Raw genomic sequence first — 21606 nt, forward strand, 5'->3', positions numbered from 1 at the left:
GGCTCGGCGAAGCGGGCCGAGGATCGGCACGACCATAGGCCGAATCCAGAACATACGTCAAGCACAAATGTGCCACTGGGAACCGACGTGCATCATCGGTGGGGCGATGACGATCAGGCGCCGCACGCGCCTCGCGGCGCGGCGGCGCCCGGCCTCACTCGGTGTAGGTGAACGGCGCGGTCATCTTGTCCACGTTGTCCTCGGTCACGAGGATGCAGTCCAGCGCCTGCTTCTCGGTCTCCGGCTCGGTGCCGTTGCGCAGCAGGTCATCGGCCATCTCGATGACCAGCTCCGCGAACGTCGCGACCGGCTGCAGCACCGTGTAGGCGAGCTCGCCGTTCTTGATCGCCTCGATGGCGTCCGGCGAGCCGTCGAAGCCGCCGACGATGATCCCCTCGAGCGCCCCGGCCTCCTTGAAGGCCGCGATCGCTCCCAGCGCCATCTCGTCGTTGCCCGAGATCAGGCCGGTGATATCGGGGTTGGCCTGGAGCAGCGACTGGGCCTTGTCATGCCCCTTGGTGCGGTCCCAGTCCGCAACCTCCTCGCCGACCTTCTCCAGATCCGGGTACTGGCTGATCGTGGTGGTGAAGCCGTTGGAACGGGTCTGGGCGTTGTTGTCCGAGGGCAGTCCGAACAGCTCGACGTACTGACCCTTCTCCCCCATCTGCTTCACCCACTCCTGGGCGCCGAGGGCGGCACCCTGGGCGTTGTTGGAGACCAGCTGCGCCTTGACGAGGCCGGCCTCGTTGATCTCCGCGTTGATGAGGAAGACGGGGATCTCGGCCTGGATGGCCTTCTTGATGGTGCCGATCGAGCCGTCGGCGTTCGCGGGGTCCATGATCAGGGCCACGGACTTGTTGGAGATCGCGGTGTCGACCAGGGTGTTCTCGGTGTTGGTGTCGCCCTTGTGGGCGCCGATGGTGGTCGTGTAGCCGAGCTCCTCGGCCTTCGCCGCGGCGACGTCGCCCTCGATCTTCCAGTACGGGTTCGAGGGGTCGTTGACGATGATCGTGATCAGACCGCCGTCCGTGCCCCCGCCGCCTCCATCGCTGCCGCCGTCGGACGACCCGCCGCCGGAGCCTCCTCCGGCGTCGTCAGAGCTTCCGGAGCACGCTGCGAGACCGGCCGCTGCGGCCCCGATGCCGAGTGCGGAGAGGAAATGCCTGCGTTCCATGATGTGTTCCTTTCAGGGCGACGTCTCCCGATCGGGAGGCGTCGGAGCTCGTGCGCGAGATGCGGCGAGCCGGATGGATGGAGAGGAGTGAGCGGGTGGAGAGAAGCGAGCGGGTGGAGAGGACTGAGTGGATGGAGAAGACTGGGTGGATGGAGAGCTGGGTCGAGGGGTCGGAGGTTGGATCAGTCGGTCGGTGGTGACCCCCGGCGCGGAGGCTCGGTCGACGAGGGTTCGGTCGACGAGGGTTCGGTCGACGGGGTTTCAGTCGACGAGGGCTCAGCCAGCGGGGGATCGGACGGGGAGCGCTGGGGCGAGGAGTTCTGCGCCGACGGGGATTCCGGCGAGGCGCCCGTGTCCGTCCCGGGCTTCCGTCGGGCCCTGCGCTTCGAGCCGCCGGGGCGGCCGTACTGCAGGGTGTTCAGCAGCACCGCGACCACGATGACCGCGCCCACGAAGACCGTCTGCCAGTAGGCGGAGACGCCGATGAGCACGAGCCCGTCGGAGAGGAAGCCGATCACGAAGGCGCCGAGCAGGGTGCCGCGCACCGTGCCGCGACCTCCCGAGAGCGCGGCGCCGCCGATCACCACGCCGGCGATGGCGGTCAGCTCATAGGTGTTGCCGGCGGTCGGGCTCGCGCTGGTCAGGGTCGAGGCGAGGATGATCCCCGCGACCGCCGAGCACAGCCCGGAGATGACATACACCCACACGGTCACCGTGCGCACGGGCACCCCGGAGAGCTGCGCGGCGCGCTCGTTGCCGCCGGTCGCGTACAGCCACCGACCGAAGGTGGTGCGACCCAGCACCACGGCGATGACCAGGGCGATCACCGCCATGATGAGCACGCCGGCGGGGATCCCGAGGATGCGGTTGAAGCCGAGCCATTCGAAGCCGGTGTTGCCCAGCCCCTCCTCGCCCGAGAGGTCGTTGATCGTGCGTCCGTTGGTCATCAGCAGCGCGAAGCCGCGCACCACGTAGAGCATGCCCAGGGTCGCCACGAAGGGCGCCACCTTGAACTTCGCCACGAGCACGCCGTTGAGCAGTCCCAGCGCCCCGCCGAGCACGATCGCGATGAGCACGGCCGCCGGGACGCTGGGGTACAGCGTCACCCCGAACATGCTCAGCGGCACGCCGCGCAGCAGGAAGCCGCCGATCACGGCGGTGAAGCCGAGGATCGAGCCGACGGACAGGTCGATGCCGCCCGTGAGCACCACGAGCAGCTGCCCCAGGGACAGCAGCGCGAAGATCGCCACGTGCGAGGACATGATCAGCAGGTTGTTGACCGTGAGGAAGTTCGGGGACAGCAGCGAGAAGATGACGATGATCAGCGCGAGGGCCAGGAAGGCCCGGCTCTCGATGAGGACCTTGGAGATGTCGAGCGAGGAGCGCTCCCGCGTCGAGGAGCCAGATGTCGACGAGCCCCGCTTCGAGCTGTCGGGCGTCGGACTGTCGGGGGTCGGGCTGTCGGGCATCCGGGGCGCGTCGCCTGCGGCGGTGGAGGTCATGAGGCGTATCCGTTCAGGGAGCAGGGTCAGGAGGAGACGACTTCGCCGGAGGCGGCCATGACGTCGGCCTTCTCGGCGTCGGGCCCGAACTCGGCGGAGATGCGGCCGCGGTGCAGCACGACGATGCGATGGGCGATGCCGAAGCACTCCTCGATCTCGGAGGTGGAGAACACGACGGCCAGCCCTTCGCGGGCACGGTCCGCGAGCAGGCCGAAGACTTCGGACTTGGCGCCGATGTCGATGCCGCGGCTGGGCTCGTCCAGCAGCATCACGCCGGGCCGGGTCGCGAGGATCTTGCCGATGACGACCTTCTGCTGGTTGCCGCCGGAGAGCGACCCGATGCTGACGTCGGGCCCGGGCGCCTTCACGGTGACGTCGTGGATCAACCCTGTGGCCAGGGACGTCTCCGCACGACGCGAGGTCAAGCCGCGACGCAGGAACTGCGTGATGCTCGCCAGGGTGAGGTTCTGGCCGACGGTCATCGTCGGCACCAATCCGTCGCGCTGACGGTCCTCGGGGACCAGGCCGATGCCCATCGCGAGGCGATCGCGGATCGATTCGGTGCCGAGCTCCTCGCCGCGGAACAGGATCCGGCCCCCGGCGATCTCCCCGCGACCGGCGACGGCCTCGAGCAGCTCCGTGCGACCGGCCCCCATGAGGCCGTAGACGCAGACGATCTCACCCTCGCGGACCTCGAGGGACAGCTGATCCACGACCGCGCGCTCAGGATTCTCGGGGTCCAGCACCGTGAGCTCCTGGATCTCCAGCACCGGTTCCCCGAAGTCGTAGCCCTGCGGGGCGGTGCCGAGGTCGAAGTTCTCGCCGACCATGTGCCGCACGATCCAGTCCAGGTCGATCTCCTCGCGTCGGCCGCGGGCGGTCATGGAGCCGTCCCGCAGCACCACCGCATGGTCGGTGACCCGCAGAGCCTCTTCGAGGTGGTGCGAGATGTAGACCAGGGAGACGCCACGGGAGGTGAGGTCCTCGATGATCTCGAACAGGATCTCGACCTCGCGGGCGGCGAGGGCCGACGTCGGCTCGTCCATGATGAGGATGCGGGCGTCGATCGACAGGGCGCGCGCGATCTCGATGATCTGCTGCTGGCCCACCCGCAGGTCCCCGACCATCGTGGAGGGGTCCACGTCCAGGTGCATCTCCGCCAGGAGCGCGGCGGTCTGCCGGGTCTCCTCGGCGAAGTCCACTCCCCCGTTTCTGGTGATCTCGCGGCCCAGGAAGATGTTGTCGCGCACCGAGAGGTTCGGGGCGAGGCTCAGCTCCTGATGGATGATCGCGATGCCGTGGTCGCGCGCGTCGTTCGTGGTGGCGAAGGTGACCGGCTCGCCCTCGAGGACGATCTGCCCCGAGGTGGGCTGCTCCACGCCGGAGAGGATCTTCATGAGCGTCGATTTCCCGGCGCCGTTCTCCCCGAACAAGGTGGTGACCTCGCCGCGATGGATCTCGAAGTTCACGCCCTTCAGCGCCCGGGTGCCGCCGTAGGTCTTCACGATGTCACGGGCCTCCAGCACCCTGTCGCCACGGGTACTGTCCTCCGGTGCGACGGACCCGGTCGCGGTGCTCATGCCACCTCCAGGGAGACGGGGGTGACGAGCCAGCCCTCGGGGTTGATGGCGGTGAAGGCACCGGTCACGGTGACCGTCTTCCCGCTCAGCGTGCTCGGATCGACCGGATCCAGGACCTGCTTCTTCATCTCCTCATTGAGGGCGGCGCCGGCGTCCTGGAACTCGATCTGGTTCGTGAACTGGCCGAAGCCGTAGTTCCCGGTGGCGTCGCGGAGCTCGGTGCCGTTGATGGCCGGGCCGGTCTGGATCCGCACGGTGACGTTCTTCGGCATGCCCTCGATGGCGACGTCGTAGATACCGGCCTGCCCCTCCCCGACCGTGCCGGTGAAGGTGGTGCTGTACACGGTGTTGCCGGCCGCCTCGACGCCATGGTCCGCGGCGGCAGCCTTCGGGTCCGCGGCGATCGCCGCGGCCAGCTCCGTCGCGGGGACCGCCTGCTCGGTGACCTGCTTCTGCACCGTCGGGAACTCCTGCGCTCCGAAGGTGGCCTTGTCGAACGCGGCGGGCCCGGCGACCTCCTCCTGCCCGTCGGGCACCACCTTGGTGCCCAGGACCACGACGAGAAGGGCGAGCACCGTGAGCGCGGCGGCGATCCACCGGCCCAGATGCCTCTTCGGCGGGCGCGCCGGGCGGGGGCGGCTCCCGTGCTCGGCGACTGCTGCTGTGCTCATGGAGAGCCTTCCTCTGGAGGGGCCCGGCGGGCCGTCTGCTGCGGGCGGCGACGGGACCGGGGGCAGACCACGCGGTGGCCTGGATGGGAGGCGCGGGCCCGCCCTCGTCGGCGGGCCGTGTGCGGCGGGATGGCGAGCTCGGCGTCGAACTCACCGGACGTCCGTGGTGCTGATCGACAGCTGGTGATCCGGAGCGACTGCGGTCCGGAACGCCCAGCGGGATGAAGTGGTCCGGAACGACTGCGATCCGGAACGACTAGGGGTGAGGTGGTCCGGAACGGCTGCGGTCCGGAAGGCTCGTAGGTGGGGTGGGCAGCGGCTGATCGCCGGGACCCCGTGGCCGGAGCGTCAGGCGGGACGCTCCGACCACGACGTCGGCGTCGGCGGCCGCGGAGCCGTCGGCACCGCGGCCGGACGGGTCAGGTTCCGGGGAGGATCGAGACCTTGATCGAGGCGCCGGCGGAGTCGGCGACGGTGTCGAGGGCCTTCTGGACGTCCTTCAGGCCGAACTGGTGGGTGCAGATCTCGTCGAGCGGCAGCACGCCGGACTCGATGATCTTGATGGCGGCGGGCCAGCAGTGCGGGCCGAGGTGGGCGCCGAGCACGTCGAGCTCCTTGTCGTCGGAGATGATCGACCAGTCCACCGACACGTTCTCCTTGAACACCGAGTACTCGACGTAGCGGCCCAGCTTGCGCAGCAGGTTCAGTCCCTGCGAGACCGCACTGGGGTGGCCGGTGCACTCGATGTACACGTCCGCCCCATAACCGCCGGTCAGGGCGCGGATCTCCTCGTAGACATCGACCTTCGAGGGGTTCAGGGTGAGGTCCGCTCCGCACTTCTTCGCGAGCTCGAGCTTGTGCTCGTCGAAGTCGAGGGCGATGACCATCTTGGGGGTCTTGTGCGAGGCACCGATGATCGCGCCGAGGCCGATCGGACCGGCGCCGGCGACGACCACGACGTCGTCGAAGGTGAGCTGCGCGCGCTCGACGGCGTGCAGCGAGCAGCTCAGGGGCTCGGCGAACGCGGCGTGGTGCGGCGGGATCTCGGGGGAGATCGTGTGGGCGCGGGCGAGCGAGGGCACGATCATGTACTCGGCCATGCCGCCGTCGTAGTGCTTGAAGCCGAACATGTCGTGCGGGCCGCACATCCAGTACCAGCCGCGCTTGCAGTACATGCACTCCTCGCAGGGCACGATCTGCTCGACGACGATCCGGTCCCCGAGCTTCACGCCATGCAGTGCGAGCGCCTCGTCGGACCCGGTGACGACCAGGCCGGTGATCTCGTGGCCGGGGGTGATGCCGGGCTCGACCCAGCGCTCACGGTTCTCGTCGCCCCAGAACTTGGCGGCACCGGCGTATGCCTTCAGGTCGCTCGCGCAGACGCCGACGGCCTCGACCCGGATCAGCAGCTCATCGGCGGCGGGGGTGGGCACGTCCTTGTCCTCGAGGCGGTAGTCCTCGGGCGCGTGCATCACCACGGCCTGCATGGTCTTGGGGACATCGGTCATCTCGACACTTCTCCTTCACTACGTTCAGGCTCACTGCGCGGCACCGGCGGCCGCCGTCCACGGATCCGCTCGGGGGGCCTGGCCGGCCCGGGCCGCAGAAGCCGGTCACCTGTGAGCCTAGGCACAGGACGCACATTCGTCAAGCACAAATGTTCGACCGTGATGTCGGCACGTGGCGTGCGCAGAGGCGGGGGCAGAGGCAGAGGCAGGCACTGTGGCAGGCATGGGGGCGGACACCAGGACAGACGGCGGGCGCCGATCCGCCCAGACCTGCTCAGTCCCGTTCCGTCCTGCTCAGCCCCCGTTCCGTCCCGCCCAGTCCCGCTCAGCCCTGTTCGGACTCCGTGTCGGCGAGAACAGCTTCGGCCGTCGGCGCGTCCGTGATCAGCGTGGTGAACAGCGCGGCCTTCGCCCCGGCCCGGATCGACAGGGCCTTGCCGCGCCCGGCGGCGAGCGCGATCGAGGTGGGGATGGCGCGCAGGACGTCCGCCGAGGGTCGCACCAGACGGTCCGAGCCGGGGTAGACGAGGGTGTTCCCGTCGGCGTCGTAGAAGTGCAGGCACACGTCCCCGACCGCGTCGCGCAGGGACGGGTCGTCGCGCGGGACCACGGACGTCAGGGACTCACGGCTCGAATACGGCGCACCGATGCCGGAGACCAGCACGGAGGCCCGAGCCCACAGGTCGGTGATCCCCACGAAGCTCGGATCGGCCTGCAACGAGCGCCACAGACTGGGGCTGGGCAGGGCCGGGGCGAAGATGAAGCGGGGGTCGCCGCCGGTGCGGTCGGCGAGGTTCCGCACGATCTCGTTGGTCTGGAAGACCGGATCGGACTCCTGCTGGCCGCCGACGGTGGGAGCGATGATCACGCCGCGCAGCTCGGGCATGCCGGGCATCCGGCTCACGGCGCGCGTGGTCGTCCCCGAGGAGAGGAGCAGCACGTCACGGCGGCGCAGCTCGAGCCGACGCAGCTCCTCCCCCAGCAGGTCGCCGATGCCGCGGAACTCCCGCTCGCGCTGGTCACCGGGGGCGATGCGCACCCGATCGATGCCCAGAAGGTCTCGCAGCCGCTGCTCCAGATCGGTGACATCGGGGCCGGAGACGTCGAGGACCTCGAAGCGCACCATCCCGATGCGTCGAGCCTCGGTGAGCAGCTTGCTGACCGTGGGACGGGAGACTCCGAGCCGATCGGCGACCTCCGCCTGGCGCAGATTGTCGAGGTAGTACGCGGACGCCGCGCGGTGCAGGAGCTGCGGGTCCATGGTCGAGTCGAGCATGCCCGCTCCTTTCGTCGTCGGTCCGTCCCCGACCCCGGTGTCGAGGCACGGATGTGCCCGGGTCACATATGTTCTGGCTGCCGATCCTATCGACGTCGGAGCCGGGCGCACCGACGTCGAGCAGATCGGGCCCCCTCCCGGGTGGCGATCCGGGCCCGGGCACGGCCCGGGGCCACGGCGCCGGAGCGACGCATATCGGGGCGCGGTCAGTGGCAGTATGGAGCAGGCCCATCGGCGGATCCGACCGGGCCATCACGCCGAGGCGGCGACGAAAGGGCTGGTCGATGACGAAGTACGAGGAGGCTGTGCTCGGCGTCGATATCGGCACGTCCAGCGCCAAGGGGGTGCTGGTCGCGCTCGACGGGACGATCCTGCGCACGGCGACCCGGGAGCACGTCGTCGAGCGTCCCGCGCCCGGCCATGTCGAGATGGACGCCCGCGTGTGGTGGGAGGAGTTCGTCGGGATCTCCGCCGAGCTCACCGCCGGCACAGATGTTCGCGTCACCGGGATCGGCGTGTCGGGGATGGGCCCGTGCGTGGTGCTGGCCGACGACACCGGGGAGCCCGTGCGCCCCGCGATCCTCTACGGGGTCGACACCCGGGCCGAGCGCCAGATCCAAGAGCTGACCGACCGCTTCGGCGAGGACGAGATCCTCTCCCGCAGCGGGTGCGTGCTCTCCTCCCAGGCCGCCGGCCCGAAGATCCGGTGGGTCGCCGATCATGAGCCCGACGTCTTCTCCCGGGCGACGCACCTGTTCATGCCGTCGTCCTTTCTCGGCTTCCGCCTCACCGGCGAGTACGCGCTCGATCACGCGAGCGCCAGCATGGTCACGCCGCTCTACGACACGAGCACCCTGGACTGGCACCAGCCCTGGGCCGAGGAGGTCGCACCGGGGCTGGAGCTGCCGCCGCTGGCCTGGTCCGGCGATATCACCGGCACCGTGACGGCCGCCGCGGCCCAGGAGCTCAGCGGCATCGAGGCGGGCACGCCCGTGGTCGCCGGCAGCACCGACGCCTGGGCCGAGGCGATCAGCGTGGGCGCCACCTCGCCCGGGGACGTCATGCTCATGTACGGCACCACGACGTTCCTGGTCGCGATCACCGCCGAGCCGGCCCCGAGCCGCGCGATGTGGGTGACCTCCGGGACCACACCGGGCACCTTCACCCTGTCCGGCGGGATGGCGAGCTCCGGGGCGATCACCGGGTGGTTGCGCGACCTGACCGGAGGGGCCGGCTTCGCGGACCTGGTGCGCGAAGCGGCCGCGAGCGGCGTCGGGGCGAATGGCCTGCTCATGCTCCCCTACTTCGCCGGAGAACGCTCCCCGATGCACGACCCGTCGGCCCGCGGCGTGATCGCCGGGCTGACCCTCTCCCACGCCCGCGGCGATCTGTATCGGGCCGCCCTCGAGGCCGCCGCGTACGGCGTCCGCCACCACCTCGAGGAGCTGCGCGCGGCGGGCGTGCGCATCGAGCGCATGGTCGCCGTGGGCGGCGGCACCCAGAACGAGCTGTGGCCGCAGATCGTCTCCGACGTCACGGGCCTCGCCCAGGAGATCCCGCGCCGCACCGTCGGCGCCTCGTACGGCACCTCGATGCTCGCCGCCCGCGCGGTCCACGGCCGCGACACCGAGGCCTGGAATGCGATCGATCGCGTCTGCGTGCCGGCACCTGACGCCGGGGCGCGCTATGACGAGCTGTACCGGATGTACCGCGAGCTCTACCCCGCGACCCGCGACATCGCCCACTCCCTCGCGAGCATGCAGCGCGAGGGCTGATCAGCACGGCACGCACAGGCCATCGATCGGAGCATCCATGCACGAGCCCACCCTGCCGTCCCTCACCGCGCCGCCCCTGACCGCGCAGCGCCCGGTCCCGCTGCACCAGCCGTTCGTCCACGACCTCGCCGGGGTCTTCCGTGCCCCGGTGCAGGCCTGGTCCCGGCCTGATGGCGCCATGCGCGGAGCAGGCGCGGAAGGCATCTACCTCGGGGACACCCGGGTGGTCTCCGACCTGCGCTGCGATGCCCGGGCGGCCGATCTCTCCCCGCTGGGCGTGCAGGTGCGGACGGCTGACGAGATCGTCCATCGTGATGTCGTCTCCACAGCCGATGGGGCGGGCGATCCGCTGCTGATCCTCGAACGCACCCGCACGGCGGACACCGACGGGTTCCGGGAGCAGCTGCGCCTGGTCTCGGACGATGACCGCCCGCGCCGCGTGGTGCTCCGCCTCGCGCTGATCACGGACGGGATGTCGATGTCCGCGGTGAAGGACCACCGACTCGCGCTCGCCCAGGAGGATGAGCGCCCGGCCGTGAGCGTCGAGGCCGACACGGCCCAGTGGGAGATCGGGACCGAAGGCGGCCGCGCGCGGCTGACCGTAGGTGAGGGCGCGGGCACGGGCACGGGCACAAGCGCGGGCACGAGCGCGACGTCACGCGGGCCCGACGAGGGCCTCTCGGCCGACGGCGCCCTCGCGGCCGATAGCGCTCTCGCGGCCGACGGCCCCATCGTGACCTGGACCGTTGCGCTCGAGGCACCGGCTCGCGGGGAGGCCTGCGCTTCGTGGCGCCTGGACCTGGAGGATCCGTCGGTCCCCTTCGAGGCTGCCGACGAGCCGTGGGCCGCCGCGACGTCGACCGGAGCCACCGCCTCGTGCACGACCGCCAGCCCGCTCGAGCCCGCCAGCCCGCTCGAGCCCACCAGCCCGCTCGAGCCCACCAGCACCGAGTCCCGCGCCGTCGACCGCTTGCTGCGCAGGTCCCTGTCGGACCTGGACGCCTTGCGGCTGCAGGTGCCGGGCGAGCCGTGCCAGACCTTCTTCGCCGCCGGCGCTCCATGGTTCTTCACCTTGTTCGGCCGCGACTCTCTGATCACCGCGTCACTCGCCCTGCCGGTGGACCGCGCCATCGCCGAAGGCACCCTGCGCACCCTGGCACGCCGACAGGGGACGGTCGTCGACGTGGAGACCGCGCAGCAGCCCGGGAAGATCCTCCACGAGGTTCGCGCCCAGGGCATGGACATGGTCGAGACCTATCTGCCGCCGGTCTACTACGGGACGATCGACGCCACCCCGCTGTGGATCGAGCTGCTGCACGACGCACGGCGCGCAGGACTGGACGACGCGACCTTCGGCGAGCTGCGACCTGCCCTGGAGGCGGCGTCGCTCTGGCTGCTCGAGCACGCCGACGCCGACGGGGACGGCCTGCTGGAATACCTCGACGACTCCGGGCACGGCCTGGCCAATCAGGGGTGGAAGGACTCCGGGGACTCGATCCGTTTCGCCGACGACTCCGTCGCCACCGGAGCGATCGCCCCGGCCGAGGTGCAGGGCTATGCCTATGCTGCGGCCCGGCACGCCGCAGACATGCTCGAGGGGTCGTCGGGCCTGCTCGAGGCGCCGTCGGGCCTGCTCGAGGCGTCGGTATCCCGCGCCGCCCTCCCCGACCGCCTCCGCACCTGGGCCGACCGCCTGCACGCACGCTTCCACGGGACGTTCTGGTGCGAGGACGAGCTGGGGCCCTTCGTCGCGCTCGCCCTGGACGGCGAGAAGCGCCCGGTCACCGGGGTCGCCTCGAACATGGGCCATCTGCTGGGCACCGGGATCCTCGACGCGTCGCAGGAGCGTCTCGTGGTGGACCGTCTGCTGCATCCGAGCCTGTTCTCCGGCTTCGGGATCCGTACCCTGTCCACGACCAACAGCGGCTATGGGCCGCTGCGGTACCACGGGGGCAGCGTGTGGACCCACGACACCGGGTTCATCCTGCGCGGCCTGCTCCGCTCCGGGTTCGAGGCGGAGGCGCAGATCGTGGCCAGGGGACTGCTCCGTGCGGCAGACGGCCTCGACCAGCGCCTGCCCGAGCTGTTCGGCGGCAGGAGCAGCGACGACGTCGACCCGCCGCTCCCCTATCCGTCCTCGTGCCGGCCCCAGGCCTGGGCGGCCGCGAGCGCCGTCCCCGTGGCGCAGGCCCTCGGGGTGCTGCCGCGCTGAGCACCGGGACGCCCGTCGACTCGGGCCCGCTGGCCGTCCCCCGTCGGCCCGAGCCCGCCGGCCGTCCCCCGTCGGCCGGATCCCGCGGGTCCTCTCCCCTGGGCACACGCCACCAGCTGCACCCCGTACGGTGGGCCGCACCGCAGTTCCGAGTGAATGGAGCCCTCATGCACGCCGACCGCCTCACCGACTCGATCTGCTATCACGCCGAGGGCCCGTACTGGTCCGACACCTGGGGCGGGCTGCGCTGGGTCGACATGCTCGCCGGCGACCTCATGCACCTCACGGCCGACGGCACGGTGCAGCGCATCTCCACGCCCAGCCCGGTGGTGGCCTGCGTGCGCCCCGCCTCGAGCGGCGGCGCGGTGCTCGCCCTCGAGAAGGGTTTCGGCCTCGAGGATCCCGACGGGTCGATCAGCCTGCTCCCGCCGCTGTGGGACGAGGACGTGCGGATGAACGAGGGGGCGATCGCGCCCGACGGCTCGTTCCTGTGCGGGTCGATGGCCTATGACGGCCACACCGGCGGCGCCGCCATGTGGCGCCTGCTGCCCGACGGCACGACCCACCGCGAGTTCGGCGATCTCACCATCTCCAACGGGCTCGCCTTCTCCGCCGACGGCACACTCGCGTACTACGTCGACACCCCGACGAACCGCGTCGACCTGTTCGACTGGTCCGACGCGGAGGGCCTGACCAATCGTCGCCCGTTCGCCGACCTCGCCGACCAGAACGGCTCCCCCGACGGGCTCACGCTCGACGCGGAGGGCAACGTGTGGGTCGCGATGCACGGCGGGAGCCAGGTGCTGGGTCTCGACGCTCGCGGCGCGGTCGCCTCCCGGATCGAGGTCCCCGCGCGACAGGTCACCGCCTGCACCTTCGGCGGCGAGGACCTCAGCACCCTGTTCATCACCACCAGCCGGGAGAACCTCTCCGACGGGGAGGATCCGCAGGCCGGGTCGCTGTTCTCGGTCCGACCCGGCGTCGCGGGCCCCACGGGCGAGCGGCTGTTCGCCGCCTGATCCGGAGCCCTGCCCTGCCCTGCCCTGAGGCGAGAAGCAGGCGAGATCCGGTACCCGCGCCACGAGACGGCGCCCGCCCGACAGTCCTTCGTCGGGCGGGCGCCGTCTCGATCAGGCGTTCCGAACGGGTCAGACAGCCGGTCCGGAACCGGTCGCGCCGGAGCCGGCAGGCTCCGCGTCGGCCGAATGATCGATGAACTCGCCGGTCTTGAGGGAGCCGAGCATCTCGTCGAACTCCTCCATCGCCTTCGCCGGCGGCTGGGGCGTGATCATGCTGATCACGATCGCCAGGACGAGGCAGACCAGGAAGCCCGGGACGATCTCGTAGAGGTGCTGATCACCGAACAGGCCCCAGGCGACGTCGGGCGTGAACTGGCCCCAGATGAAGACGACCGCCGCGCCGGAGACCATGCCCACGGCAGCGCCGATCATGGTGAGTCGGCGCCAGAACAGCGACAGCAGCACGATCGGGCCGAAGGCCGCACCGAATCCGGCCCACGCGAAGCCGACCAGGCCCAGCACGGAGCTGTCCGGGTTCAGAGCCAGGATCAGCGCGATCACCGAGACGGCGAGCACGCCGATGCGGCCGCCCCACAGGGCGCTCTTGGCGCTGAGCTTGATGCCGATGCCGCCCAGGAGGTCCTCGATCAGCGCGGAGCTGGAGACGATCAGCTGCGAGGAGATCGTGGACATGATCGCCGCCAGCACGGCCGCGAGCAGGAACCCGGCGATCAGCGGGTGGAACAGGAGCTGCGAGAGGTCCAGGAACACCGACTCGCCGTTCTTGGAGTCGGTGAGGACCGCATCGGCGTTCTGCTGGAAATAGGCCAGACCCGCGAGCGCGGTGAACACGGCGCCGAGGACGCAGATGATCATCCAGCTCATGCCCACGACCAGGCCGTACTTGGCATCGCGCGAGGAGCGCAGCGCCATGAAGCGCACGATGATGTGCGGCTGGCCGAAGTAGCCCAGGCCCCAGGCGGCCGAGGAGACGATGCCGATGAAGGTGCCCCCGGCGGTCAGGGAGCCGAAGGTGGAGTTGACCTCGCGCACGGACTCGAACATCGCCGTCGGTCCGCCGACCACGATCATCGCGGTGATCGGGACCGCGATCAGGGAGATCATCATGATGATGCCCTGGACGACGTCGGTGTAGCTGGCCCCGAGGAAGCCGCCGAACAGCGTGTACAGGATGGTGACGCCTGCGACCAGGAGCATGCCCATGAGGTAGGAGCCGCCGAACGTCGACTGGAAGAACACGCCGCCGGCGACCATGCCGGAGGAGACGTAGAAGGTGAAGAACACCAGGATGATCACGCCCGCCGCGACGCGCAGGATGTTCGTGCGGTCATGCAGACGGTTGCCGAAGAAGCTCGGCACGGTGATCGAGTTGCCGGCGATCTGCGTGTACTGACGCAAACGCGGCGCGACGAACGCCCAGTTCAGACCGGCGCCGACGGTCAGACCGATGGCCATCCACGCCTCGACCAGGCCGTTCATGTACAGCGCGCCGGGCAGGCCCATCAGCAGCCAGCCGGACATGTCCGACGCACCGGCGGAGAGCGCGGCGGTGAAGGGATGCAGCTGGCGCCCGCCCAGCATGTAGTCCTCACCGTCCGACGTCTTGCGGAAGGCGTACAGGCCGATGCCGATCATGACGAGGAAGTAGACGGCCAGGGCGATGATCTTGAAGACGAGATCCATGAGGGGACTCCGATCTCAGGGGTGGGGAAGGTGGTCGAGGGGGTCGAGGGGCGGGCGACGGACAGGGCGCGCTCGGGGGGCGGGGGGAACGAGCGCACACGGCGAGCTCTCGAGGAGCTGCCGGGTGCAGCGTGCTCCGTGCACGACGCTCGGGACGAGCGCCGCAGATCGGTGCGCGGATCTCGATCACCGTCCGACGATGGTGCAGCGCCGGCCCTCGGACATGGTGACGGGACGCCGCGCGAGCGTCGGTACTGAGGGGTGACGCCGAGGATACGCCTCCGTGTCGCCGATCACTGCAGCTGTATCCCAACGGTGACATCTCTCGCGACGGTCGATTCCGCTGTCCGGGCCAGCACTCCCCCGCTCCATCCCGCTCGCCTCTCAGCGTCCCGCCGACCCGTATCCCTCACTCCCACCAGCTACCGCGCAGTCATGTGCACGTGGCTTCCACAACGGGAAGCCACGTGCACATAACCCCGCGGTAACGACCTGGAGAGCGGGGCGGGCGGGGGGGGAGGCTTGAGGTGAGGGCTGGAGGGAGGGGCTCAGGTGCGGTCGGGAACCGCCGGCGACTGCCCGCCCCACGCCGTGCCTTCCCCACGCTTTTCCTTCCCCACGCCTTGCCATCCTCACGGCAGTGCGCGCTGGGCTTCCAGACATGGAAACCCAGCGCGCACTGGCGTGGGGACGCGAGGGCCCGGGGACCCAAAGGCCCGAAGGCCCGAAGGCCCGAGGGCGACGACTCAGCTGTACAGCGCCTCGGTGTCGTCGTCGACCCAGTCCAGGGTGCGCTCGACGGCCTTCTTCCACAGGCGCAGGTAGCGATCGCGGGTCTCGTCGTCCATCGCGGGCTCCCAGCGCTTGTCCTCGGCCCAGTTGTCGATGACGTCCTGCTCGCCGTCCCAGAAGCCCACGGCGATGCCGGCCGCGTAGGCGGCACCGAGCGCGGTGGTCTCGATGACCTTCGGGCGCACGACGGGCACGCCGAGGATGTCGGCCTGGAACTGCATGAGGGTCTCGTTCATGACCATGCCGCCGTCGACCTTGAGCTCGGAGAGCTCGACGCCCTCGCTCTCGGCGTCGGCGACCATCGCGTCCAGCACCTCGCGGGACTGGAAGGCCGTGGCCTCCAGGGTGGCCCGGGCGATGTGGTTCTTGGTGTGGAAGCGGGTCATGCCCACCATCGCGCCGCGGGCGTCGGAGCGCCAGTGCGGGGCGAAGAGGCCCGAGAACGCCGGGACGATGAACAGGCCGCCGTTGTCGTCGACCTTCTTGGCGAGGTCCTCGATCTCGGGTGCGTCCTTGATCAGGCCCAGGTTGTCGCGCACCCACTGCACGAGCGAGCCGGTCACGGCGATCGATCCCTCGAGGGCGTAGACCGGCTTGTTGTCGCCGATCTTGTAGGCGACGGTGGTGAGCAGCCCGTTCTCGGAGCGCACCAGATCCTCGCCCGTGTTGATCAGCATGAAGTTGCCGGTGCCGTAGGTGTTCTTCGCCTGGCCCACCTCGAAGCAGGCCTGGCCGAAGGTGGCCGCCTGCTGGTCGCCGAGGATGCCGGCGATCGGGGTGTCGATGAGCAGGTCGTTCTTGCGGCCCTTCCCGTACACCTCGGAGGAGGACTTGATCTCCGGGAGCATGGACATCGGGATACCCATGTCCTTCGCGATGTCCTCGTTCCAGTCCAGGGTGTCGATGTTCATGAGCATCGTGCGCGAGGCGTTGGTGACGTCGGTGACGTGGATACCGCCGTTCGTGCCGCCGGTGAGGTTCCACATCAGCCAGGCGTCGGTGTTGCCGAAGATCAGGTCCCCGGCCTCGGCCTTCTCGCGGGCGCCGTCGACATTGTCGAGGATCCACTTCACCTTGGGCCCGGAGAAGTAGGTGGCCAGGGGCAGGCCCACGCGCTCCTTGTACTTGTCGGCGCCCTCGTCGCCGGCGAGCTCGTTGCAGATCTTCTGCGTGCGGGTGTCCTGCCAGACGATGGCGTTGTACACCGGCTCACCGGTGTTCTTGTCCCACACGACGGCGGTCTCACGCTGGTTGGTAATGCCCACGGCCGCCAGCTGATGGCGGTTGATCTCGGCGTTCACGAGCGCCTGACCCACGACGTCGCGGGTGTTCTTCCAGATCTCCTTCGGATCGTGCTCGACCCACCCGGACTTCGGGAAGATCTGCTCGTGCTCCTTCTGGCCGCTGGCGACGATCTGGCCGCCGTGGTCGAAGATGATCGCCCGGGTCGAGGTCGTGCCCTGGTCGATGGACATGATGTACATGGTGTCGTCGTTCATCAGAACTCCTTCGTCATGGATGAGTCGTCGTGGATGACGTGTCGTGAGGTCGCAGTGCCGCGCATCGGCGCGACGCTACGTGGCTGGTCAGAAGTCGTCGATCAGAAGTAGAAGATCGAGGCTACGCCTGCCAGGAGGCCACCGATCAGGGGGCCGGCGATCGGTACCCACGAGTATCCCCAGTCCGAGCCGCCCTTGTTCTTGATCGGCAGGATTGCATGCGCCAGGCGCGGGCCGAGGTCACGGGCGGGGTTGATGGCGTACCCCGTCGGCCCGCCGAGGGAGGCGCCGATGGCGACCACCAGCAGCGCGACCGCGAGCGGGCCGAGCTTGTCGGGAGTGTTGCCGAACATGATGATCACGAACACCAGCACGAAGGTCGCGATGATCTCGGTGACCAGGTTCCAGCCCTTGGAGCGGATCTCGGGGCCGGTGGAGAAGGTGCCCAGGATGGTCCCGGGGTCCGTCTCCTGGTCGTAGTGGTTCTTGTAGGCGAGCCAGGCCAGCACGGCGCCGATGAAGGCGCCGACGACCTCGGCGATGAAGTAGGTGATCGTGGTCCCGAACGTGATCGGGATGCCCGGCGCGTACTCGGTGGCCTCGCTGAAGAGCAGACCGGTGGTGACGGCCGGGTTGATGTGCGCGCCGGTCTTGAACGCGGTGTAGACGCCGACGAAGACCGCGAGGCCCCAGCCGAAGTTGACCATCAGCCAGCCGCCACCGTTGCCCTTCGTCTTGCCGAGGATGTTGTTGGCGACCACGCCACCACCCATCAGCGTCAGCATCGCGGTGCCCGCGATCTCCGACAGCAGGATCGTTCCGATCGTTTCCATCAGGTGTTCTCCTTAGCGATCCGCGTCGGTGCGGATCGGGATCCGGTCGAGCCCTGGCTCCTCGGCGCGCATGCTGCGGCATCGATGGACGCAGCAAGTCGACGGGTGACGCGCCTCTGCCGCTCGTCGTGGAGCGGGGGCGCGTCGGGCGGAACCCGGATCGGCCGGTCGCAGAGCCCCGGGGAGCTCTGCCGGGGCGCGCACGGTGCGCGCCCCCACGGTGCCCGGATCTCGTCTCCGGGCACCGTCTCGGTCATCGGCGAGGGGGCACCTCCGCGACGTCGGCGAGGCGGGCCGCGGCCTGCTCATCGCTGGTGGTGCGTTCGCCGTCCAGTCGGGCGGCGATGAAGTCACGGTAGGTCTCGACCTCGCGGTCGCGCATGGCGTCGTCCCAGCCCAGCTCGGGGCCGACGAGCGCGGCGACCTCGGGGGCAGCGTCGACGCCGCGGTCGCGGGTCTCGTAGTCCAGGCGCGTGCGGTGCTGGAGCACGTCGAGGAGATGGCGGGCCCCCTCGGCGCGCACGGCGTAGAGGACCTCGGCGCGCAGGTACCGGGGGGCGTGTTCGAGCGGGGTGCCGAGCGAGGGGTCCTCATCGATCAGGGCGAGGACATCGGTCAGCAGAGCGCCGTAGCGGTAGAGCAGGCGATCCACGCGGATCTCGTCGAAGCCGTAGCGTCGGCCGATCTCCTGCTTGTCGCGTACGAGTGACTCGTAACCCTGGGCACCGATCACGGGCACCGAGCGGGTCAGGCTCGGGCGCCCGGGCTGGGAGTCCTTGATCGCGAAGTCGACGACGTCCTCGGCCATCACCCGGTACGTGGTGTACTTGCCGCCCGCGATCGCGGACAGGCCCGGCTCGACCTCCATCACGGTGTGCTCACGGGAGACTTTCGTCGACCCCCCACCGGAGTTCTTGCGCACCGGCTGCAGAAGCGGGCGCAGGCCGGAGTAGACGCCGATGACGTCCTCACGGGTCAGATCGTCGGCGAGCACCTCGTTGGCGTGCTCGAGCACGTACTCGATGTCCTCGGCGGTCGCGCCCACGTCGCGGGGGTCCTGGGTCCACGGGGTGTCGGTGGTGCCGATGACCCAGTACTCGTCCCACGGGATGATGAACAGGACGGACTTCTCGGTCTGGGTGATGATGCCGGTATCCGGCACGGCGGGGATGCGGTCGCGGGCGATCGTGATGTGGATGCCCTTGGAGGCGAGCACCTCGAGGCCGGCGTCGGCACCCGCGAGGTCCTGCTGGTCCTGGGTCCAGACACCGCCGGCGAGGATGGTCTCGCGGGCGTGGACGTCGAACTCCTCGCCGGTCTCCTCGTCGCGCACCCGGGCGCCGATCACGCGGGTGCCCTCGTGGAGGTAGTCGACGACGCTCGTGTAGTTGGCGACCGAGGCATCATGCTGCGCGGCGGAGCGCACCAGCATCATCACGAAGCGGGCGTCGTCCACCTGGGCGTCGTAGTACTCCAGCGCGCCGACGGCCTTCTCGCCGTCCAGGGCCGGGAAGACGTCGAGCATCTTGTCGTGCAGGAGGTGGCGGTGCATCGGCACGGCGCGCTTGCGGCCCACCGACTGCATCGCGTCGTAGAGCATCACACCCGAGCCGATGAAGGCGCGGTCCACGACCTTCTTGAAGAAGGGGAAGACGAACTTGATGGGCTTCACCAGGTGCGGGGCCGTGTGCGTGAGCAGCAGGTCGCGCTCGCGCAGCGCCTCGGCGACCAGCTTGAAGTCGAGCATCTGGAGGTAGCGCAGGCCGCCGTGCATGAGCTTCGAGGAGCGCGAGGAGGTGCCGCTGGCCCAGTCGCGGGTCTCCACCAGCCCGACGGAGAGACCGCGGGTCGCCGCATCGAAGGCCGCACCGGCGCCGTTGACGCCGCCGCCGACGACGAGCACGTCCAGGGGGTTCTGCGGGGTCGCGGCGCGAAGACGCGAGAGGTGCTCCGCCCGGTTCTCCGGGGTGAGTGCTGACCGATGCTGATCGGACACGTGGTTGCTCCTTTGCCGTGACGTCTGCGCCGCGACGGCTGGTCCTCTGGAGGCGGGCCCTGTGGAGGCGGACCCTGTAGGGCCGTATCTCCCGAGACCGGACCTTCTCAGGCCGAATCCGTCGCAGTGGGCGCCGCCGTTAGCTGCGGCATCCGGAGCCATCGTGGAACCTCCGTGCACCATCCCGCAAGTCCCGTGCACGAACGTGCAACACTGAGGGGGTGATCCCCGACCACCGCCTCGAAACCGCCTTTGCGGCTGCACGGATGTACTACGGCGAGAGCCAGACCATGGAGTCCATCGCGAGCTCCCTGGCCGTCTCGCGGTCGACGGTGTCCCGGATGCTCCGCGATGCCCGGGAGGCCGGACTGGTGCAGATCTCGCTGCGTCCGCCCGGGGCGCACCGGGTCGAGGAGCTCCGTCGGCGGATCTCCCAGCAGTACGGCGTCCAGGCGCACGTGATCGCCGCCGGTGCGACCGAGGACGAGCGCGAACGCCTGCAGGCCGTGGCCGACGCAGGCGCCACGATGCTCGACGAGATGCTCGAGCCGGGGATGACGGTGGGGATGGCCTGGGGCACCACGATCGCCGCCCTGGTGGGGTCGCTGCGGCCGCGCCCGGTGCCGGGGCTGCGGATCGTGCAGCTCAACGGGGCGATCAACACGGAGGGCTCCGGCCTCACCTACGTCTCCACGGTGCTCTCCCGCGCCGCGGCGCTCTGGGACGCGACCGTGCACCATTTCCCCGTCCCCGCCTTCTTCGACTACGCCGCGACCCGGGACGCCATGTGGCACGAGCGCTCCGTGCACCGAGTGCTGGAGACCCAGCAGCAGTGCACCCTGGCCGTGTTCGGGGTGGGCGCCTTCGACGCCGCCGTGCCCAGCCACGTCTACACCAACAACTACCTGACCGGCGAGGACCTGCGGTCGCTGCGGGCCGACGGGGCGGTCGGGGACGTGTGCACCGTGTTCCTGCGGGCCGACGGGACCTTCCGGGACATCGGAATGAACGCCCGCTGCTCCGGCCCGAACCCGTCCCAGCTGGCGCGGATCCCCCGCCGGCTGCTGCTCGCCGCCGGCACCCGCAAGGCCCTGCCGCTGCGCGCCGCGCTGCGGGCCGGCGCCGCCACCGACCTGGTCGTCGACGAGGTCACCGCGATGAGCCTGCTCGCACTGCGCTGATCTGCCGGCGGCCGCAGCCGCCCATGCCCGTCCGGATCCACCCCTACCTATACGCATCCACCCGCATCCGTCCGTGGCCACCCCTATCCGTCCGGATCCACCCCTATCCGTCCGGATCCACCCCTACCTATACGCATCCACCGTCGCCAGGTGAACAGGCACCGCCAAATACGCATCCACCGTCGCCAGGTGAACAGGCACCGCCATATATGTCCCCGCTGCACACCTCGCGCCACCGGCTACCTCCCGGCGTGGGGCACGGTGCCGTGTCGGCGCCGGGCCACTGGTGAGGTGACATGGCGATATCCCCACGTCACCTCACCACCGGCTCACCCCTGCACAGCACCAGCAGCTCGCCCCTGCGCAGCACCATCGGCCCACCCCTGCGCAATACAGCGTCAGGAATGTCGCGGGGTTGCTGCGTGCAGCACCCGGAAGCTCTCGCAGAGCACGGGCATGTCCCGGGCGAAGCCGTGGGCGGAGTGCTCCCGCCAGAACTGCTCGTGGAGGCGACGCCAGCTGACCAGGGTCCGGTCGTCCTCCCCTTCGGCGCGGGCATGCTCTTCGGTCACCTCGTCGAAGGGCCTCACCTCGACGGAGACCACCTCGAGCACCGCCCTGGGCACCCCTGCCTCGTCAAGCACGATCGACAGGTCCCCGATCGCGGGCAGGGGCTCGTCCTCGTCGGCGTAATCCTGCACTGAGGAGCTCGTGGCGGACTTGGACCCGTCGAGCACGAGGGCAAGGAGCTCATCGGCCTGTCCCGCGGTCGCCCCGAAGGCCCAGGCTTCCGGGGGCTCGAAGGGGAGGCCCGGATGGGCGGCGCGGGCGAGCGCCCAGAAGTCGCTGCGCGCAGAGAGATTCACACCGCGACGCTACATTCC

At 69.9% G+C, this 21606-nt stretch carries 15 protein-coding genes; 4 read left to right on the forward strand and 11 right to left on the reverse strand.

Annotated features, from left to right (window positions below; all coding sequences use genetic code 11):
- Positions 1 to 154: 154 nt before the first annotated feature.
- The 6 genes from ACT3T5_RS10110 to ACT3T5_RS10135 form a co-directional block, all read right to left on the reverse strand.
- On the reverse strand, positions 155 to 1174 hold the full coding sequence (locus tag ACT3T5_RS10110; RefSeq protein ID WP_193116959.1) for a D-ribose ABC transporter substrate-binding protein: 1020 nt from the start codon (positions 1172 to 1174) through the stop codon (positions 155 to 157).
- Positions 1175 to 1356: 182 nt separating this feature from the next.
- Positions 1357 to 2676: an ABC transporter permease subunit gene (locus ACT3T5_RS10115; RefSeq protein WP_443403545.1), complete on the reverse strand. Its 1320-nt coding sequence runs from the start codon at positions 2674 to 2676 to the stop codon at positions 1357 to 1359.
- A gap of 26 nt (positions 2677 to 2702) precedes the next feature.
- Complete coding sequence (locus tag ACT3T5_RS10120; RefSeq protein ID WP_193116958.1) at positions 2703 to 4256, reverse strand: sugar ABC transporter ATP-binding protein; 1554 nt, start codon at positions 4254 to 4256, stop codon at positions 2703 to 2705.
- Positions 4253 to 4927, reverse strand: a complete 675-nt coding sequence (locus ACT3T5_RS10125; RefSeq protein ID WP_193116957.1) for a DUF2291 domain-containing protein — start codon at positions 4925 to 4927, stop codon at positions 4253 to 4255. Before ACT3T5_RS10125 ends, ACT3T5_RS10120 begins: the two co-directional genes overlap by 4 nt.
- Positions 4928 to 5346: 419 nt before the next feature.
- A complete protein-coding gene (locus ACT3T5_RS10130; protein WP_193116956.1) occupies positions 5347 to 6435 on the reverse strand; it encodes a zinc-binding dehydrogenase in 1089 nt (362 codons plus the stop codon).
- A gap of 325 nt (positions 6436 to 6760) precedes the next feature.
- Positions 6761 to 7711, reverse strand: a complete 951-nt coding sequence (locus tag ACT3T5_RS10135; protein WP_444577272.1) for a sugar-binding transcriptional regulator — start codon at positions 7709 to 7711, stop codon at positions 6761 to 6763.
- A 284-nt stretch (positions 7712 to 7995) separates the two neighbouring features.
- On the opposite strand from ACT3T5_RS10135, the gene ACT3T5_RS10140 reads away from it, so the two are divergent.
- The 3 genes from ACT3T5_RS10140 to ACT3T5_RS10150 all read left to right on the forward strand — a co-directional run bounded on the left by ACT3T5_RS10140 (position 7996) and on the right by ACT3T5_RS10150 (position 12717).
- A complete protein-coding gene (locus ACT3T5_RS10140) occupies positions 7996 to 9486 on the forward strand; it encodes an FGGY-family carbohydrate kinase (protein WP_444594282.1) in 1491 nt (496 codons plus the stop codon).
- Between the two features lie 37 nt (positions 9487 to 9523).
- On the forward strand, positions 9524 to 11698 hold the full coding sequence (locus ACT3T5_RS10145) for a glycogen debranching N-terminal domain-containing protein (protein ID WP_444594283.1): 2175 nt from the start codon (positions 9524 to 9526) through the stop codon (positions 11696 to 11698).
- A 167-nt stretch (positions 11699 to 11865) separates the two neighbouring features.
- The gene (locus ACT3T5_RS10150; protein ID WP_444577269.1) at positions 11866 to 12717 is read left to right on the forward strand and encodes an SMP-30/gluconolactonase/LRE family protein; all 852 of its coding nucleotides are present in this window, start codon (positions 11866 to 11868) and stop codon (positions 12715 to 12717) included.
- A 129-nt stretch (positions 12718 to 12846) separates the two neighbouring features.
- Here ACT3T5_RS10150 and putP read toward each other — a convergent pair whose 3' ends face one another.
- From putP to ACT3T5_RS10170, 4 genes are all read right to left on the reverse strand, one after another.
- Entirely contained in the window at positions 12847 to 14421 is a 1575-nt protein-coding gene (gene putP / locus ACT3T5_RS10155) for a sodium/proline symporter PutP (RefSeq protein ID WP_444577268.1), read from the reverse strand.
- A gap of 746 nt (positions 14422 to 15167) precedes the next feature.
- Positions 15168 to 16712: a glycerol kinase GlpK gene (glpK, locus tag ACT3T5_RS10160; RefSeq protein ID WP_444577267.1), complete on the reverse strand. Its 1545-nt coding sequence runs from the start codon at positions 16710 to 16712 to the stop codon at positions 15168 to 15170.
- Between the two features lie 101 nt (positions 16713 to 16813).
- A complete protein-coding gene (locus tag ACT3T5_RS10165) occupies positions 16814 to 17536 on the reverse strand; it encodes an MIP/aquaporin family protein (protein ID WP_443352353.1) in 723 nt (240 codons plus the stop codon).
- A 262-nt stretch (positions 17537 to 17798) separates the two neighbouring features.
- Positions 17799 to 19541: a glycerol-3-phosphate dehydrogenase/oxidase gene (locus tag ACT3T5_RS10170; RefSeq protein WP_443352101.1), complete on the reverse strand. Its 1743-nt coding sequence runs from the start codon at positions 19539 to 19541 to the stop codon at positions 17799 to 17801.
- 221 nt (positions 19542 to 19762) lie between these two features.
- On the opposite strand from ACT3T5_RS10170, the gene ACT3T5_RS10175 reads away from it, so the two are divergent.
- Entirely contained in the window at positions 19763 to 20722 is a 960-nt protein-coding gene (locus ACT3T5_RS10175; RefSeq protein ID WP_444577265.1) for a sugar-binding transcriptional regulator, read from the forward strand.
- A gap of 398 nt (positions 20723 to 21120) precedes the next feature.
- Here the strand turns inward: ACT3T5_RS10175 and ACT3T5_RS10180 are convergent, their stop codons facing one another.
- Complete coding sequence (locus ACT3T5_RS10180) at positions 21121 to 21588, reverse strand: ASCH domain-containing protein (protein WP_444577264.1); 468 nt, start codon at positions 21586 to 21588, stop codon at positions 21121 to 21123.
- Positions 21589 to 21606: the final 18 nt, after the last annotated feature.

The organism is Brachybacterium sp. AOP3-A1-3, assembly GCF_052378285.1.
Classification (GTDB): Bacteria; Actinomycetota; Actinomycetes; order Actinomycetales; family Dermabacteraceae; genus Brachybacterium.